The organism is Methylobacterium nodulans ORS 2060 (genome assembly GCF_000022085.1).
Lineage (GTDB): Bacteria > Pseudomonadota > Alphaproteobacteria > Rhizobiales > Beijerinckiaceae > Methylobacterium > Methylobacterium nodulans.
Window position 1 is genome coordinate 442,038 of record NC_011887.1, and the last position, 16,033, is coordinate 458,070.

General features: G+C 70.3%; 13 protein-coding genes and 2 pseudogenes. 12 read left to right on the top strand and 3 right to left on the bottom strand.

The window, feature by feature from the left end; genetic code table 11:
- Positions 1-5: 5 nt before the first annotated feature.
- Positions 6-941, bottom strand: coding sequence for a DNA-methyltransferase (locus MNOD_RS40520; protein ID WP_012631405.1), 936 nt, complete (start codon positions 939-941; stop codon positions 6-8).
- Positions 938-2,032 (bottom strand): helicase-related protein, encoded by a 1,095-nt coding sequence (locus MNOD_RS40525; RefSeq protein WP_198157703.1) that lies wholly within the window; start codon positions 2,030-2,032, stop codon positions 938-940. Before MNOD_RS40525 ends, MNOD_RS40520 begins: the two co-directional genes overlap by 4 nt.
- Before the next feature lie 122 nt (positions 2,033-2,154).
- On the opposite strand from MNOD_RS40525, the pseudogene MNOD_RS50920 reads away from it, so the two are divergent.
- From MNOD_RS50920 to MNOD_RS40560, 7 genes and pseudogenes are all read left to right on the top strand, one after another.
- Positions 2,155-2,445 (top strand): annotated as a pseudogene (locus tag MNOD_RS50920) (HNH endonuclease); the annotation flags it as partial.
- Positions 2,445-2,858 carry a hypothetical protein gene (locus tag MNOD_RS40535; RefSeq protein ID WP_012631406.1) on the top strand — a complete coding sequence of 138 codons (414 nt, stop codon included), beginning with the start codon at positions 2,445-2,447 and terminating at the stop codon, positions 2,856-2,858. The pseudogene MNOD_RS50920 and the gene MNOD_RS40535, both read left to right, overlap by 1 nt.
- A 260-nt stretch (positions 2,859-3,118) precedes the next feature.
- Positions 3,119-3,664, top strand: coding sequence for a TonB-dependent receptor domain-containing protein (locus MNOD_RS40540; protein ID WP_043754111.1), 546 nt, complete (start codon positions 3,119-3,121; stop codon positions 3,662-3,664).
- An 8-nt stretch (positions 3,665-3,672) separates the two neighbouring features.
- Positions 3,673-4,520 (top strand): annotated as a pseudogene (locus MNOD_RS40545) (ABC transporter substrate-binding protein).
- Positions 4,517-5,563 carry a FecCD family ABC transporter permease gene (locus tag MNOD_RS40550; RefSeq protein ID WP_012631407.1) on the top strand — a complete coding sequence of 349 codons (1,047 nt, stop codon included), beginning with the start codon at positions 4,517-4,519 and terminating at the stop codon, positions 5,561-5,563. The pseudogene MNOD_RS40545 and the gene MNOD_RS40550 overlap by 4 nt, the downstream one beginning before the upstream one ends.
- A complete protein-coding gene (locus MNOD_RS40555) occupies positions 5,560-6,375 on the top strand; it encodes an ABC transporter ATP-binding protein (protein WP_012631408.1) in 816 nt (271 codons plus the stop codon). Before MNOD_RS40550 ends, MNOD_RS40555 begins: the two co-directional genes overlap by 4 nt.
- The gene (locus MNOD_RS40560) at positions 6,353-7,318 is read left to right on the top strand and encodes a DUF6925 family protein (RefSeq protein ID WP_012631409.1); all 966 of its coding nucleotides are present in this window, start codon (positions 6,353-6,355) and stop codon (positions 7,316-7,318) included. The genes MNOD_RS40555 and MNOD_RS40560 overlap by 23 nt, the downstream gene beginning before the upstream one ends.
- Before the next feature lie 262 nt (positions 7,319-7,580).
- Here MNOD_RS40560 and MNOD_RS40565 read toward each other — a convergent pair whose 3' ends face one another.
- The gene (locus MNOD_RS40565; RefSeq protein ID WP_012631411.1) at positions 7,581-8,486 is read right to left on the bottom strand and encodes a LysR substrate-binding domain-containing protein; all 906 of its coding nucleotides are present in this window, start codon (positions 8,484-8,486) and stop codon (positions 7,581-7,583) included.
- Positions 8,487-8,593: 107 nt separating this feature from the next.
- Between MNOD_RS40565 and wrbA the strand changes: the two genes are divergently transcribed.
- From wrbA to MNOD_RS40590, 5 genes are all read left to right on the top strand, one after another.
- Complete coding sequence (wrbA, locus tag MNOD_RS40570; RefSeq protein ID WP_012631412.1) at positions 8,594-9,193, top strand: NAD(P)H:quinone oxidoreductase; 600 nt, start codon at positions 8,594-8,596, stop codon at positions 9,191-9,193.
- A 33-nt stretch (positions 9,194-9,226) separates the two neighbouring features.
- Entirely contained in the window at positions 9,227-10,333 is a 1,107-nt protein-coding gene (locus MNOD_RS40575; RefSeq protein WP_012631413.1) for an efflux RND transporter periplasmic adaptor subunit, read from the top strand.
- Between the two features lie 12 nt (positions 10,334-10,345).
- Positions 10,346-13,411 (top strand): efflux RND transporter permease subunit, encoded by a 3,066-nt coding sequence (locus MNOD_RS40580; protein WP_012631414.1) that lies wholly within the window; start codon positions 10,346-10,348, stop codon positions 13,409-13,411.
- Between the two features lie 609 nt (positions 13,412-14,020).
- Positions 14,021-15,211 carry a hydroxymethylglutaryl-CoA synthase gene (locus MNOD_RS40585; protein WP_012631415.1) on the top strand — a complete coding sequence of 397 codons (1,191 nt, stop codon included), beginning with the start codon at positions 14,021-14,023 and terminating at the stop codon, positions 15,209-15,211.
- Between the two features lie 4 nt (positions 15,212-15,215).
- Positions 15,216-16,031: an enoyl-CoA hydratase-related protein gene (locus MNOD_RS40590; protein WP_012631416.1), complete on the top strand. Its 816-nt coding sequence runs from the start codon at positions 15,216-15,218 to the stop codon at positions 16,029-16,031.
- The last annotated feature ends 2 nt before the right edge of the window (positions 16,032-16,033 follow it).

Sequence of the window (16,033 nt, forward strand, 5' to 3'; positions counted from 1 at the left end):
GGCCGCTACTCGGCGGCGGCCATGTGCGTGAACAGGGTCGCGGTGGTGCCGCGCTGCTCGGCCTCCGTAAGATAGCGCACCGCCTGCGTGTAGTAGGACTGCTTGAGTTCGGTTCCAATGAAGCGGCGCCCCTGCAACAAGCTCTGATAGCCTTCAGAGCCGATGCCCATGAACGGTGAATAGACTGTCTCATCCGGGTTGGTGTACTGGCGCACCAGCCGCTCGGTGAGGTCCAGCGGCATCGGGCAGAGGTGCTTCTCGGCCTCCGCGTCCCGCGCCACCCGGACGTTCAGCACGTCGGTCTCGTCGGTGTCGTACCAGATCCCGCTCGTCATCCAGATCGGCTGGGCGAGGTCCTGCCAGCTCTCCAGCGGGTGCTCGGCCGGATCGTGCAGCACGGGCGGCACGGCATCCATGCCATCGGCCCATTTGCGGAACACGACGATGTATTCGGGCAGGCCTCCGCCTGTGCGCGCCGCATCGGTGCGGAAGTTCTTGTAGAGGAGCCGATCGCTCTTCGTCTTCTGCATCTCCCGGACCGGGCAGCGGTCGATGGTGATGCGACGGTGGAAGCTCCAGCCCTCCTGCACGTGAGTGCGGATGCAGGCACCCGTGAAATCCCGGATGCCGCGGTCACCGCGCTCGCTGGCGTTCGAGTAGTAGACCAGATCCTTGACGTGGATCGCAGTCAGGCGTCCGGGCTTCGTAATCCTGAAAAGCTCCTTCACGAGATAGCGATAGTGGGCCTGGAACTCATCATCCGAGCCGACATTGCCCATGTCGCGCTCGCTCTCGCTGTAGATGTACAGAGAGGAGAACGGCGGCGAGTACACGGAAAAATCGACGCAGTCGTCCGGCATCTCTTTTGTGAATTCGACCGTGTCGACGTGGTAGGCGGCAAAGCGCTGGCTGATGTGCGAGGCGAAGACGTTGGCGGTCACGGCACCATCCACGCCGGCAGGCGTGCCCCTTGCTGCGGATCGTAGGTTTCGAGGACGCGGTGCGAGCGGGCGGCGCGCGCCATGGCGGCGGCCATCTCGGCCTTCATCGCTGAGTGGTCGCCCGACTTCCGGTTCACGACGTCCCAGATCGACGCCTCGGTGTCGGCACAGACCACATGGGCATGCACGTTCCGCGTCTGTCGGAAGCGCCAGCAGCGGCGCACGGCCTGATAGAAGGACTCGTAGGAGAACGAGAGGCCCATGAAGGCCATGCGGGCGCAGTGCTGCCAGTTCAGCCCGAATCCCGCGATGCTCGGCTTGGTGATCAGGATGCGGATCTGGCCGGAGGAGAAGGCGGCCAGCCGCTCCTCCTTCAGGTCGATGTGGTGGCTGCCGCGAACTTCGACGGCCTCCGGCAAGGCCTCGCGCAACGCGTCGGCGTCGTAGTCCGTCTCAACCCAGCAGATCCACGCCTCGGCCGGCTCGGCGCGCACCAGCTCGGCGACGCGCAGCGCCCGCTCGTCCTCGGTGAGGCGCTTCTCCTGGTGGATCGAGGTCGCCGAGGCGCTCGGGATGCGGAACAGGCGCCCCTGCCCGCTCTTCTCCTCGCCGGCATCAACGGAGCGGTCCGCCTGGACGATGTGCCGGCGGACCACCAGCTCGGGCATCCTGAAGCCCTCGTCCGAGAAGCCGAGGTCGGACGGCAGGGAGACGCACCGGGCCCACGAGGCAACCCAGTCCCAGAAAGGTCGAACGGCGGGTTTCTTCAGCCGGTAGCGGCCCGCGTTGACTTGGTCGGCGATGAACCAGCGGGACAGCATCTCCGGCGGGCGCAGCACACCGAGGAATTCGCTGTGCTGGCCGAGCTCGGTGTGGTCGTTCGGAGCCGGCGTCGCCGTACAGCAGAGCCGATAGGGCGTGGCGCTGAACCGCCTGCTGGGGGCAGCAGGCTCCGGGGCATCACCGCTGTCGGCGACGCGATCAGGATTGCGCCCGGGCCGGGACTGGATGGGGCGGGTGGCCGGCCCGGGCGCGCCGCCGGCAGGGCCAGGTGGTGGCCGGCGGATCGGGAAAAGCGTGATGGAGCGCATGGCTCACGCCTCGCGGCGGAGCGGGAGGTAGCCGGAGCGCGAATCGGCAGGCTCGAAGCCCTTGCCGCGCTCGACGGCGGCGGACAACCGGAGAGCGTTGCCCCTGCGAACTCCAGCCCGGCCGCTTCCAGGTTGACCACATCCTACCGGATGCCCTCGGCGGCCCGTCGATCCTGGCCAATGCTCAGGTGCTCTGCACCGATTGCCATACCGCCAAGACGAAGCGGGACCGGGCGCACATCGACAAGGCGAAGCGGCAAGCTGACGCCCACAACGGCATCCGTGACCCGCACGCACGACCGCTCGCCGGCGGGCGGCCCATGCCCGCTGGGCGCCCCGCGCACCGCGCCACCACGCCCCTCGTGAAATCCCTGCCGCCGCGGCGGTCCCTGTACGTGTCGGAGCACCGCTGATGCGCTACCGCTGGCCCCACACTCTCCGAGGCTGGAAGACCCTCTTCTGGCTCTGGCTCGGCCGCTGCCCGATCCACCATACTCGGCTCTCGGTGGAGGCCGCCCGGCAAGGCCAACTGACCGTCGCCGAGCACAAGAAGCTCGTCGCAGCGACGGAGGCGGCATTCGCCGCACTCAGAACGGAGCACCAGGAGGTGCTGTGCGATCTGGGCGACCGAGTGGACGAGATCGTCCGCCTGCGCGAGGCGCTAAAGCCCTTCGTGGAGTACGCCCGCTACGCCCTGATCGCGGGCATGGAGGGCGAGATCGGCGAGGTCATCGTCGTCGGGTTCCGTCGCAGCATCAGCACGCAAGCCCTGCGGCGCACAGTCGAGGCTTACGGCGAGCCACCGGAGACGTCCGATGCTCGCTGACCTCCGGGCCAAGGACCTGTTCGGCGTTGCCTTCGCCGACATGATCAAGCGCAGCGCGGACATCTCGCGCTGCGGAGCCTACCGCTTCACGCTGACCCGCACCTGAGCGTGACGGAGAAGTATGCTCACGCGGACCTGGACGACCTGCGGCAAGCGATGGTCGAGACCGCCGCCGATACTGCTTCCCGTCGCACGAACTCCCGAATAAAGTCCCGAACTGACAAGGCGGCCAAGTCGTAAATCTCTGAAGGAAAAAGACTTTGCCGGATCTTGAGCGCAAGCTGGGCGAGCGTGTGCTCGTTGGGGCGACCTATTTCGAGACCGATTTCCGCAACCTGATCCAGACGGCCTACCTCCCGACCTACGCGACCAACGTGAATGTCGGCCGAGCCGTCGCCTACGGCGCGGAGAGCTTCGTCTCGGTCAAGCTCACCGATACGCTGAGCGCCCGGGTCGACTACACCAACACCGTGACCAAGGACGAAGTCGCGAATCAGGAGCTGCTGCGGCGTCCCCGTCATAAGGTCAGCCTCACCGGCATCTGGACGCCACTGCCGAACCTGACGCTCACCGGCACGCTGATCTCCATCGGCTCGTTCGTCGATGGCAACCGGGACTTTTCGGTGACGCGGCTGAAGAACCCCAGCCTCACCCTTGTCAACCTGTCGGCCAACTACGCGTGCTCGGAAACGACGACCTTGTTCGCGCGCATCGATAACCTGTTCGATCAGCGCTACCAGAACCCAACCGGGTTCCTCGGCCCGGGGCTCGCCGTCTACGGTGGCGTACGCCTGACCTCGTTCTGAGGATGCCGATGCCGTTGCGAGGCGCTCTCATTCTCTCGGTCCTGCTGACCGCCGTGCCTGCGGCGGCTCGCGCCGCCGGCACGGCGGAGGTGCCGGCACGCGTGGTCTCGATGAACCTGTGCGCGGATGAACTCGTCCTCCGGCTCGCCGACCGCGCACAGGTCTCGGCCGTCAGCTATCTCGCTCGGGACCCGCGCGGCTCGACGGTCGCGGCCGAGGCCGCCGGCGTACCGGTGACGCGCGGCCTCACGGAGGAGATCGTCGCGCTCCGTCCCGATCTCGTCATTGCGGGTGCCTTCACCACGCGCACGACCGTCGGCATGCTGAAGCGCGTCGGCTTCCCGGTGCTCGAACTCGGCGCGCCGGCCGACCTCGACGGCGTGCGCACGCAGATCCGGCACATGGCGGCGGCATTGGGTCGGTCCGAGCGGGGCGCGGCGATGGTCGCGGAACTCGACGCGAAGCTCGCCGCCGTTACCCCCTCCACTCGTCCCTTGAGGGTTCTGGTGATGCGCCCGAACGCCTTCACGGTCGCTCCGGGCAGCCTGGCGACGCGCTCATCCGTGCCGCCGGCCTCGTCAACGTCGCGGCCGAGCTCGGCCGCGACCGCTTCGGGCAGGTGCCGCTCGAAGCCGCGGCGCTCGCGGGCGCGGACCTGATCGTCGTCGACGAGAGCGAGCCCAGGGCGCCCTCGCTCGCCGACACGCTCCTGCACCATCCCGTCTTCCGGGCCCTGAGCCGTGACGGCCGAACGGTCGCGATCCCGAACCGCTTCTGGACCTGCCCTGGCCCTCAGGTCGCCGAGGTCGTGGCGCGGCTTGCCAAGGCGGCGAACGAGATGGCGCCCCTCCCATGAATGCGGCCGTCCCGACCCTCGCTCGCTCCGCATCGCGGCGGTTCGGCACGTCGGCGGCCGGCCGGACCGTCGTCGTTCTCCTCGCCGTCACGGTCGTCGCCCTGACGCTCGCCTCCATCGCCATCGGGTACGCGCCCTTCGACGTCCAGGCAGCCTTCGCGGACCTCCTCGCGGGCAGAACCACGCTCCCGGCCCTGGTGCTGTGGGAGCTGCGCATCCCGCGCGCCCTGCTCGGGGGCGTCGTCGGGTTCAGCCTCGGCCTCACGGGGGCGGTGATGCAGGGCTACCTGCGCAACCCACTCGCCGACCCCGGCATCCTCGGCATCTCGTCGGCCGCTGCGCTCGGCGCCGTGGTCGTCTTCTACGGTGGGTTCGCCGCCTCCCTCAGCCTTGCCCTGCCGCTCGGGGGCATCGCGGGTGCGGCCGGTGCGGCGCTCCTCCTCAACCTCCTCGCGGCGCGCGGCAGCAGCACGCTCGGCCTCATCCTGGCCGGCGTCGGCCTGTCGAGCCTTGCCGGCGCCCTGACCGCGCTCGCGCTCAACCTGTCGCCGAACCCCTACGCGGCGCTCGAGATCGTATTCTGGCTCATGGGCTCGCTCGCCGACCGCAGCATGGATCACGTCCTCCTCTGCCTGCCGTTGATGGCCATCGGCTGGGGGTTGATGCTCTCGACGGCATCGGCCCTCGATGCCCTCGCGCTCGGCGAGGACACTGCGGCGAGTCTCGGTGTCGGTCTCGTCTCCGCACGCCTGCGCCTGGTCACGGGTGCGGCCCTCGCGGTCGGCAGCGGGGTCGCGGTCAGCGGCGCCATCGGCTTCGTCGGCCTCGTCGTGCCCCATCTCATGCGTCCGCTGGTCGGGGCGCGTCCCGGCGCATGCCTGTGGCCGAGCGGGCTGGCGGGCGCGGCGCTGGTCCTGTCCGCGGACATCGGTGTGCGGCTGCTCGCCACCCGGCCCGAACTCAAGCTCGGGGTCGTGACGGCGCTCGTCGGCGCGCCTTTCCTGATCGTCCTGCTCCTGCGCAACCGCGGGAGCCGGGCATGAGCCTGGCCGCACGGGACATCCGCGTGACGCTCGACGGCCGGACGGTTCTCTCCGACGTCAGCATTGCTCTGGAACGAGGCCGTTTCGTCGGGTTGGTCGGCCCGAACGGCGCCGGCAAGACCACGCTCCTGCGCGTCCTGGCGGCGCTGGTCGCCCCGACGGAGGGCAGCGTCACCCTCGAGGGACGCAGCACGTCCGGCATGTGCCGTGACGAGCGCGCCCGTCGTGTTGCGGCCCTGTTCCAAGGAGCGGGGGTCGGGTGGCCGATGACGGTGCGCGAGATCGTGGCACTCGGCCGGCTGCCGCATCGCCGCGCCTTCGCGCCTCTCACCGATGCCGACGAGGTCGCCATCGCGCGCGCGATGGTGCGCACCGACGTCGAGCATCTCGCTGACCGGCCCGAGCCGACCCTGTCCTCGGGCGAGCGCATGCGCGCGCTGCTCGCCCGGGCGCTCGCGGTCGAGGCCGAGTGGCTGCTGGCCGATGAGCCGGTCACGGCCCTGGACCCGGCGCACCAGCTCGACGCCATGGCCCTGCTCCGGGCTGTCGCGCGCGACGGCGCCGGCGTGGTCGCCGTCCTGCACGACCTCGGGCTCGCAGCCCGCTTCTGCGACCGCATCGTCGTGCTGAAGGGCGGCCGGCTCGTCGCGGACGGCCATCCGGAAGAGGCACTGACGGACGCGCTGCTCGCCGAGGTGTTCGGCGTGACGGCACGCCGGGGACGAGCCCCGGACGGAACGAGATACATCCTGCCCTGGGCACGTTCAGGGGCGGTCAAGGAGGAGAGCGATGGCGCAATCATCCCGCCATGAGGAGGTTGCCGCGCTCCTGCGGGAGGCGCTGGCCGATCCCGGCACCGCATGGAGCCTCGGCAGCTTCGGCGCCATTGCGGAGTTCATGCGCGATCCGGACGAACCGGTCATGGCTCTGCCGGACGAGCGGATGGGCATGGCGACCACCCGAGGCGCCATCGCCCTGACCGCGTGTCCCGACCTGCGGCCGGTTGCCTACGAGACCGCCGTCGCCTCGGGCTGGAACCACGCCGTTGCCCTCTGCCTGCCGGAGGATGCCTGCGCCATGAGCCGGCGCGGCGTGGTGACGGAACTTGGTCCGGACCGTAACGCGGCCCGGGAACAGGACCGGGACGGGGTGCTGTTTGACCTCGGTCTCGACCTGCTCGCGGTGGATGCCTGCGTGCGCACCCGAGACCCGGACGCCATCGCATGCCTGCGGGCGGGCGCGGGACGGCCTCTGTTCGATCCAGGCAACCCGATTGGGCCGCATCTCGTGGCGATGAGCCCGCACCGGGTGTTTCTCGCTCGCATCGGCCGTGTCGAAGTCTATGCCCCGATCCCCGGGCCCGGCGGCACCAGCCCTGAGGGGCCCCATACGCACGTACTGCCGAAGCTCCTGCGGAGCGGACGTACGCATGCGGCGACGACCCCGATTCCAACGGGTTGGGTCCCCTGCGCGGGCATCCACCCAGCCCATCCGTACAAGGACATGATGGGCCAACGCATCGCCTTCGACGCATCCCGGCACGAAGCTTTCCAGGTCCTGCTCGACCGCTGGGGCGACCCGGAGCTTCTCGCCATCAAGCGGGGAGCGGCCCCGACATCCGCCGGCACGGTGTCGATCCGCCATGTGCAAGCGGTGAGGCGCGTGGCCGAGGCGCAGGCGCGCTACCTGCGAGGGGAGACCATCGAGGCCGGAACCGGCGAGGATGAGGACGAGGCGACGGATGTGCACGCCTGACTGTGTCGCGGGTGGATACGGGCAGCGCCTGGCCGCCGTGAGCGCGAAGGCGAACGAGGAGGCAGAGGTGGTCGCGCTAGAGCCGTGCCCGTTTCGGTTGAAACGGGTACGGCTCTTCAGTCTTTGATTTTTCGCGCTCCCTTGCGCCGAACCGGCATCCACTGCGGCGGGGAGCGCGCTGGAGCGCCGCATCACGATGCTGCGGCGCGGGACCGTCCGGCTCGGGCGAACCCGCACGGCCTCGGCCGGGATCACGGTCCCCCTATCTGCGTGCGGGCTGCCTGAAACCCTCGACCAGGCTGTCGACGAACAGGCGCGTGGCCCGCGCGAGACCGCGACGGGACGGCAGGACGGCGTGGATGATGCCGCTGCGCGGCGTCCAGGCCGGAAGCACGGCTTCGAGGTCGCCCTTGTCCAGGGCCGCCTGCACCAGATAGGTGGGCAGGCGGACGACCCCGACCCCCTCCCGGGCGGCCTGGCGCAGGGTGAGCATGTCGTCCGACACAAGGCGCGGCGCAAAGGGAATCGCGACGCTGCGCCCGTCCTGGTGCGTCAGGTGCCAGACATGGTTCCGGTCCTGGCGGATCAGGTCGAGCGCATCCATACCCGCCAGAGCCTCCGGGGCGGAGGGACGGCCGAGGCGGTCGAGGAGGGCCGGCGCCCCCACGATCGCCTGGGTGCTGTCCGACAGCACCCGCATGACGAGATCCGATTCTTCGAGCGGCGGGAAGCGCACCCGCAACGCCACGTCGATGCCCTCCTCGATCAGGTCGACCGTCCGGTTCGTGGCGATGAAGCGGACGGAAACGCCCGGATGGGCGATCATGAAGCGCGCGACGATCTCGGAGACGCGGGCCTGGGCGAGCGCGATCGGGCAGCTGACGCGCAGCGTCCCGGTCGGCTCAGCGCGCCAGTTCTCCACGACCTGCTGCGCCGCCTGCGCCTCGGCGATCATCGCCTGGCAATGCGCCACATAGGCGCTGCCGATCTCCGTCAGCGCGAAGCGGTTGTTGGTGCGCTGGATCAGCCGGACCCCGAGGTCGCGTTCCAGCGCTGCGATGCGGCGGCTCAGCGTCGATTTCGGCTGGTCGAGCACCCGACTGGCGGCCGAGAAGCCGCCATGCTCGGCCACCTTGGCGAAGTAGTAGAGATCCGTCAGGTTCCGCACGGTCACGTCCCAATTCTGGAACGACCCGTGCCATTCCGGCTGCCTCCCGGCAAGATCCGGCGCGCGTAGATTTCGGGCACCGACGTAACCCCCCGGAGGAGGCTCGGTTGCCCAAGGTTCTCGTCCTGTATCATTCGGCCTACGGCCATGTGGAGGCGATGGCGCAGGCCGTCGCGGCGGGCGCACGCGAAGCGGGGGCCACGGTGGCGCTGCGCCGCGTCCCGGAAACGGTGCCCGATGCGGTCGCCCGGCAGGCCGGCTACAAGCTCGACCAGGCCGCGCCCCTGGCGAGTGTCGAGGAGTTGCCGGACTACGACGCGATCATCATCGGCTGCGGCACCCGCTACGGCCGCGTTTCGGCCCAGATGGCGAATTTCCTCGACCAGACCGGCGGCCTGTGGGCGCGCGGCGCCCTCAACGGCCGGGTCGGCGCCGCCTTCACGGCGACCGCGACCCAGCATGGCGGCCAGGAGACGACCCTGTTCTCCCTGATCACCAACCTGCTTCATCTCGGGCTCGTCGTGGTCGGGCTGCCCTACAGTTTCCAGGGCCAGCTCGGCATCGAGGCGGTGAGCGGCGCGAGCCCCTACGGCGCCACCACGATCACGGGCGGCGACGGCAGCCGCTGGCCGAGCGCCACCGAGATCGAGGGAGCCCACTTCCAGGGCCGCCTGGTGGCTGAGACCGCCGCACGCCTATTCGGGTGAGCGGGCCGGCGTCGCGCCGAAGGAGCTTCCGCCATGAGACGCACCTCACGGATCCTGCTCGGCCTCGCGGTCGCGACGCCGGGCGCCCTGCTGCTCGCCGGGACGGGCGGCGCGCCGGCTCGCCCGGACCCGGACCAGCCGGTCAAGCCGCTCGCCGTCGAGACGAGCCGGGTCTCCGACACGCCCCTCGGCCGCGGCGTCACCGCCGTCGCGTCGCTCCGGGCGGTCCAGCAGGTGACCCTGTCGCCCGAAGTCGATGGGCGCGTGGTCGCGATCCACTTCCAGGAGGGCGCACGGGTCGAGGCCGGCGCCCCGATCCTCGACCTGTTCCGGGATCCGCAGCAGGCGGAGCTGAACCGGAGCCGCGCCGAGGAAACGCTGGCACGGCTGCAGCTCGATCGGGCGCGCGCGCTGCTGCAGCGGGAGGCCACGGCGCAGGCGGAGGTCGACCGCCGCCAGGCGGGCCTCGACCAGGCCGTCGCTCAGCGGCAGGCCGCCGAGGCCGCCCTCGCGCAACGGGTGGTGCGCGCGCCCTTCGCCGGCGAACTCGGCCTGCGGCGCACGGATCCCGGCCATTACCTGCGGGCCGGCGATCCGATCGTGACGCTCACCGCGCTCGATGCACTCTACGTCGATTTCGCGGTCCCGCAGCGATACCTCGCCGACCTGCGCGAGGGGCAGGCCGTGGAGGTGGCGAGCGACGCAGCGGGAGGCCGGACCGTCCTGGCGCGCCTCGACACGATCGAGCCCCAGATCGATCCCGGGACCCGCAACATCCGCCTGCGCGCCCGTCTCGACAATCGGGACCGCTCGCTGCGCCCGGGCGCCTCGGTCACGGCGACGCTGCGCTTCGCGCCCGAGCGCGGCGTGGTCACCGTGCCGGAGACCGCCATCGTGGCGAGCGCAGCCACCGACACGGCCTTCGTGGTGCGCGACCTCGACGCGGACGGCCATGGCCACGTCGCGCAGGTCTCCGTCACCACGGGACGGCGCAGCGAGGGCCGCATCGTCGTCAGCGCGGGCCTGGAGCCCGGCGAGGTCGTCGTCACCGCCGGGCAGCTCCGCCTCTCCCCGGGACAGCCGGTGCGGCTGGAAGCGCGCCACGCCGCCTCCGCGGCGCCGGAACCCGCCCTGCGGTGAGGAGAACCCGCGATGGCCTTCACCGACCTGTTCGTGCGCCGGCCGACGCTGGCGATCGTGGTGAGCCTTATGGTGCTGCTCGGCGGCACCTTCGCGCTGCTCGCCCTGCCGGTGCGGCAATACCCGAAGCTCCAGAGCGCCGCGATCACGGTCGAGACCCGCTATCCGGGTGCGGCCCAGGGCCTGATGCAGGGCTTCGTGACGGTGCCGCTCTCGCAGGCCATCGCCACCGCCGACGGCATCGAGTATCTCAGCTCGATCTCGAGCGACGGGCGCAGCCTGATCAAGGCCCGGCTGCGCCTCGACGCCGACCCGGACCGCAGCCTCGCCGAGATCATGGCCAAGGTCCAGCAGACCAAGTACCGCCTGCCGGAGGAGGCCTACGATCCGGTGATCGAGAAGGTCACCGACGATCCCACCGCCGTCATGTACGTCGCGCTGATGAGCGAGACGCTGCCGATCCCCGAGATCACCGACTATGCGGTGCGCGCGGTCCAGCCGCTCTTCGCCTCGGTCAAGGGCGTGGCCTCGGCCCAGATCATGGGCGGGCGCAACCTCTCCTTACGCGTCTGGCTCGATCCGGACCGGCTGGCGGCCCACGGCCTCACCGCGGCCGAGGTCGGGCAGGCGCTGACCCGCAACAACGTCCAGATCGCCGCGGGTCAGGTGAAGGGATCCTTCACCGCCGCCGCGATCACCGCCGATACGGACGCGCAGGATCCCGAGGCCTTCCGCCGCCTCGTCCTGCGCGACGGCGATCCGCAGGTGCGCCTGGAGGATGTGGCGCGGATCGCGTTCGGCGGCCAGGATTACGAGGAGAGCGCGCTCATCAACGGCCGGCCCGCCGTGGTGGTGGCCGTGAACGGGACGCCGGACGCCAACCCCCTCGACATCGTGCGGGCGGTCACCGCCCTCCTGCCCCAGCTCGAACGCTCCAAGCCGCCCGGCCTCGACATCAGCAACGTCTTCGACGTCGCCCGCTTCGTGCAGGCCGCCCTGACGGAGGTCGAGCACACGCTGGTCGAGGCGGCGATCGTCGTCGTCATCGTGATCTTCCTGTTCCTCGGGTCCTGGCGCGCCGTGCTGATCCCGATGGTGACGATCCCGCTCTCGCTCGTCGGGGCGGCGGCCCTGATGCTCGTGGCCGGCTTCAGCCTGAACCTGCTGACCCTCCTGGCGATGGTCCTCGCTATCGGCCTCGTGGTCGACGACGCGATCGTCGTGGTGGAGAACGTCCATCGCCACATCGAGGAGGGGGCCAGCCCGTTCGAGGCTTCGCTGCGGGGAGCCCGCGAGGTCGTGGGACCGGTCATCGGCATGACGGTCACGCTCGCGGCGGTCTACGCCCCGATCGGCCTGATCGGGGGCATCACCGGCTCGCTGTTCCGCGAATTCGCCTTCACCCTCGCGGGCGCGGTGCTGGTCTCCGGCGTGGTCGCCCTGTGCGTCTCGCCGATGATGAGCTCCCTCCTGCTTCAGCCGCAGAGCCAGCATGGCGGCTTCGCGCGGCGCATCGAGCAGGCCTTCGCGCGCCTGGCCGAGGCCTATGCCGTCATGCTGCGCGCGAGCCTGCGGCACCGCGCTCTCATGACGGCTTTCGCCGTCGCGGCGCTCGCCGGCACGGTCGCCCTCTACCTCGCCGCAGAGCGGGAATTCGCCCCGACCGAGGACCAGGGGACGGTCATGGAGGTGGCGAAGGCCCCGCGCTACGCCAATCTCGACTACACGGAACGCTACTCGGTCCGGCTCGAGGCGGCGTTCCGGCGCCTGCCGGAGGCGGACACGACCTGGGTCCTCAACGGGTCGAGCCAGACCGAGCCCGGCCCCCACTCCGTCTTCGCGGGCGTCAATCTCGTGCCCTGGGACAGGCGCAGCCGCAGCGCGGCCGCGATCATGGCCGAGCTTCAGGCGGACGGCGCCCAGAATCCCGGCCTGTCGGTGATCGCCTTCCTGCTCCCGGCCCTGCCCACCGCGCCCGGCCTCCCGGTCCAGATGGTGGTGCGCGGACCGGTGCCTTACGATCAGCTCTACGCGGTCAAGGAGCGGATCGTGGCGGCGGCCCGCGCGAGCGGCCTGTTCGCGGTGGTCGATTCCGACCTCACCTGGGACAAGCCGGGGATCGCCCTCTCGGTCGACCGCGCCCGGGCGGGCAAGCTCGGCCTGTCGATGCGCGACGTCGCCGCGACCCTCGCGACGCTCGTCGGGGAGAAGTACGTCAACCGCTTCGAATTCCGGGGCCGGTCCTACGACGTGATCCCGCAGGTGGAGCGCCGGTTCAGGGCCGACGGGGCGGGGCTCGAACGCTTCTACGTCCGCGCGCGCTCCGGAGAGCTGGTGCCGCTCGGAACCGTCATTGCGACCGCGCCGCGCGCGGAGCCGAACCAGCTCGGCCAGCACGACCAGATGAACGCGGTGACGATCTCGGCCGTGCCGGCGCCCGGCACCACGATGGGCCAGGCGGTCGCGTTCCTGCAGCGTCAGGCGGAGGATCTGCCCCCCGGGATGGGCACGGCCTGGCTCGGGCAATCCCGCCAGTTCGTCACCGAGGGCCACCGTCTCACGGTCGCCTTCGGGCTTGCCCTCGCGGTGATCTTCCTGGTGCTGGCCGCGCAGTTCAACAGCTTCCGCGACCCGTTCGTGATCCTGGTCAGCGTACCGCTCTCGATCTTCGGCGCGCTGCTGCCGCTCTGGCTCGGCTACACCACGCTCAACATCTTCACCCAGATCGGCCTGGTGACGCTGGTCGGCCTGATCGCCAAGCACGGCATCCTGATGACGGCCTTCGCCAACGAGCTGCAGGAGCGCGACGGCCTCGACCGGGCAGCGGCGATCGTCGAGGCCGCCCGGATCCGGCTGCGGCCGATCCTGATGACGACCGCCGCGATGGTCGTCGGGCTCGTGCCCCTGATCTTCGCGAGCGGCGCCGGGGCGGCGAGCCGCTTCGCGATCGGCGCCGTGGTCGTGGCCGGGCTTCTGGTCGGCACCGCGTTCACCCTGATCGTGCTCCCGACGATCTACACGCTTCTCGCCCGGGACCATCGGCGCGGGACCGTCGCCGGCCTGGCTCAGGCCGGATGACGAAGCCGGCCCGGATGGCGCGCGAGGGCGGCCCGCCGCCACCGTCGGGCGCCCCATCCGACCGATCGCCCGATCCTGCCGCCGCTTCCAGCCCATGACGCGAAACCCGCCCCGGCCCGCCCGGGGCGGGTTTCGCGTCATGGGCGGCCGCCCGGCACGGCGGCGGTCCGGCCACGGGCCGTCTCGGCATCATCGCCTGCCGACTCTCTCATCCGGCGGGGGCAAAAGACATTTCCCCTAGACTCAATAAAAATCAAATTTCTCACTGGACAAAAATCGAAGATAATCACGGTATCTTCGGGAAGTTCCATGAGCGTAATTTTGAAAACATGAAGATATTTCGAGCTATGCTGAATCGGCTGATCATGCGACAGAGTGCATACCGGGGTGGCGGCGCGGTGCAGAACAGCGCACCCCCTCGGAGATCGTCGACTGACGATCCACTTCCGACGGGCCGCACCGGAGCCCAACCGAGACTTCCGTTGGATCACACCTGCCGTCGCTCGGCGGCGGAACATCTGCGCCTCCCTGCGCGGCTCACGCAGGATCGAACGGACGGTCGGGCCCGTGCGGCCTCATGGACATCGTGCATTCACCAGGAGAGACGAAATGACCGGCGTTGGCATCGACGACATCTCCATCTATACGCCTGAATACTATTATTCCCTGCATGATCTGGTGATCGCCCACGGGATCGATCCAAACAAGTACCTGGTGGGCATCGGCCAGGAGCGCATGGCCGTTCCGCCGCCGGACGAGGACGTCGTGAGCATGGCGGCCAATGCCGTGGCGCCGCTGCTGACGCGGCAGCTGCGCGATACGGTGAGCACGGTGATCTTCGCCACGGAGAGCGGCATCGATCAGTCGAAATCCGCCGGGCTCTTCGTCCATGGCCTGCTCGGGCTGAACCCGCATTGCCGCGTCGTCGAGTTCAAGCAGGCCTGCTACAGCGCCACCGCCGGCATCCAGCTCGCCGCCGATCTCGTGCGCCAGCGGCCCATGGAGAAGGTCCTGGTGATCGCCTCGGACATCGCGCGCTACGAGCGCGGATCCGAGGGCGAGTGCACGCAGGGCGCGGGCGCCGTGGCGATGGTGATCTCCGCCAATCCGCGCCTCCTCGAGCTTCATCCAGTGAGCGGCCTCTACAGCGTCGACGTGATGGATTTCTGGCGGCCGAACCACCGGTCGACGGCCTGTGTCGACGGCAAGCTCTCCATCGACGTCTACCTGCGGTCCCTCGCCGAGGCCTGGGCGGATTATCGGCGCAAGGGCGGGCTGCCCTTAGGCGCGGTCGACAAGCTCTGCTTCCACCAGCCCTTCACCCGGATGGCCAAGAAAGCCTTCGCGGCCCTGTCCGAGGCCGCGGGCTCCGAGGCGGCGCATCTCGACGAGAGCTGCTACGCCGACAGCCAGATCTACGGACGGGCCATCGGCAACACCTATTCGGCCTCGCTCTATATCGGCCTGTGCTCGCTCCTCGATCGGTGCGGCGAGGATCTCGGCGGCCGCACGATCGGCCTGTTCAGCTACGGCAGCGGCGCGGTCGGCGAGTTCTTCACCGCCACGGTCAAGCCGCAATACCGCCGCCACCTGCGCGCGGAGGCGCATCGGGCGATGCTCGACAGCCGTCGCCGCCTCGACGGGCGCACCTACGCGGCCTGGTTCTACGACGCCCCCTCGCAGGCCGAGGACCGCGTCTTCCCGCAGGAGAGCCGCGGGCGCTTCCGCCTCGCCGCGATCGAGGGCCAGCGCCGGATCTACGCGGCGGCTTCCTCCGAACCCGCCCGGGCGGCGGCCTAAAGCCATGGACCAGTCCGTCGTGGTTCACCGCCGGGCCTTGCCCGGCGGTGCCCCGGTCGCGGAGATCCGCCTCATGCGCCCCGAGCGCGGCAATGCCCTCGACGAGGACATGCTCGGGCGGATCGCGCGGATCGCGCAGGATCTCGCCGGGGAGGAGGCGCTGCGCGCAGTTCTGCTCACCGGCGAGGGACGCCACTTCTGCGCCGGTGCCGATCTCGGCTGGATGCGCCGGGCCGCGGAGCTGTCCGGGGCCGAGAACCTGCGCGATGCGGCCCATCTCGATCGGGCCCTCGGGAGCCTCGCCGCGCTCCCGGTGCCGCTGATCGCGGTAGTCCAGGGCTGCTGCTACGGCGGCGGCCTGGGCCTCATCAGCTGCGCCGACGTCGCACTCGCCGAAGCGAGTGCGACGTTCCGGTTCAGCGAGCCCCGGCTCGGCCTGGTCCCGGCGGTGATCAGCCCCTTCGTCGTGCGGGCGATCGGCCTGCGCCGGGCCCGCCGGCGCTTCCTCACCGCAGAGCCGTTCGGCGCCGACGAGGCATGGGCCGACGGGCTCGTGCACGAGGTGCTGCCCGCGCCGGCGATGCAGGGGCGGATCGAGGCACTCGTCGCCGCCATCGCGGCCTGCGGGCCGCAGGCCCTGCGCCAGTGCAAGGCGCTTCTCGCGCGGCTGGAGCGCCACGACGGCCTCGCGGACGAAACCGACCATGCGCGTGCGCTCATCGCCCGCATGCGCACCACCCCCGAGGCTCAGGAAGGCATGGCCGCCTTCCTGGCCAAGCGGCCGCCGGCCTGGGCCGCAGCGTCCCCGGACGCAGACTGATC

Coding starts and splice junctions, on each gene's coding strand:
- MNOD_RS40525 (WP_198157703.1), bottom strand. CDS start 2,032: ATGCGCTCCATCACGCTTTTCCCGATCCGCCGGCCACCACCTGGCCCT.
- MNOD_RS40550 (WP_012631407.1), top strand. CDS start 4,517: ATGAATGCGGCCGTCCCGACCCTCGCTCGCTCCGCATCGCGGCGGTTC.
- MNOD_RS40585 (WP_012631415.1), top strand. CDS start 14,021: ATGACCGGCGTTGGCATCGACGACATCTCCATCTATACGCCTGAATAC.
- MNOD_RS40535 (WP_012631406.1), top strand. CDS start 2,445: ATGCGCTACCGCTGGCCCCACACTCTCCGAGGCTGGAAGACCCTCTTC.
- MNOD_RS40580 (WP_012631414.1), top strand. CDS start 10,346: ATGGCCTTCACCGACCTGTTCGTGCGCCGGCCGACGCTGGCGATCGTG.
- MNOD_RS40555 (WP_012631408.1), top strand. CDS start 5,560: ATGAGCCTGGCCGCACGGGACATCCGCGTGACGCTCGACGGCCGGACG.
- MNOD_RS40575 (WP_012631413.1), top strand. CDS start 9,227: ATGAGACGCACCTCACGGATCCTGCTCGGCCTCGCGGTCGCGACGCCG.
- MNOD_RS40560 (WP_012631409.1), top strand. CDS start 6,353: ATGGCGCAATCATCCCGCCATGAGGAGGTTGCCGCGCTCCTGCGGGAG.
- MNOD_RS40590 (WP_012631416.1), top strand. CDS start 15,216: ATGGACCAGTCCGTCGTGGTTCACCGCCGGGCCTTGCCCGGCGGTGCC.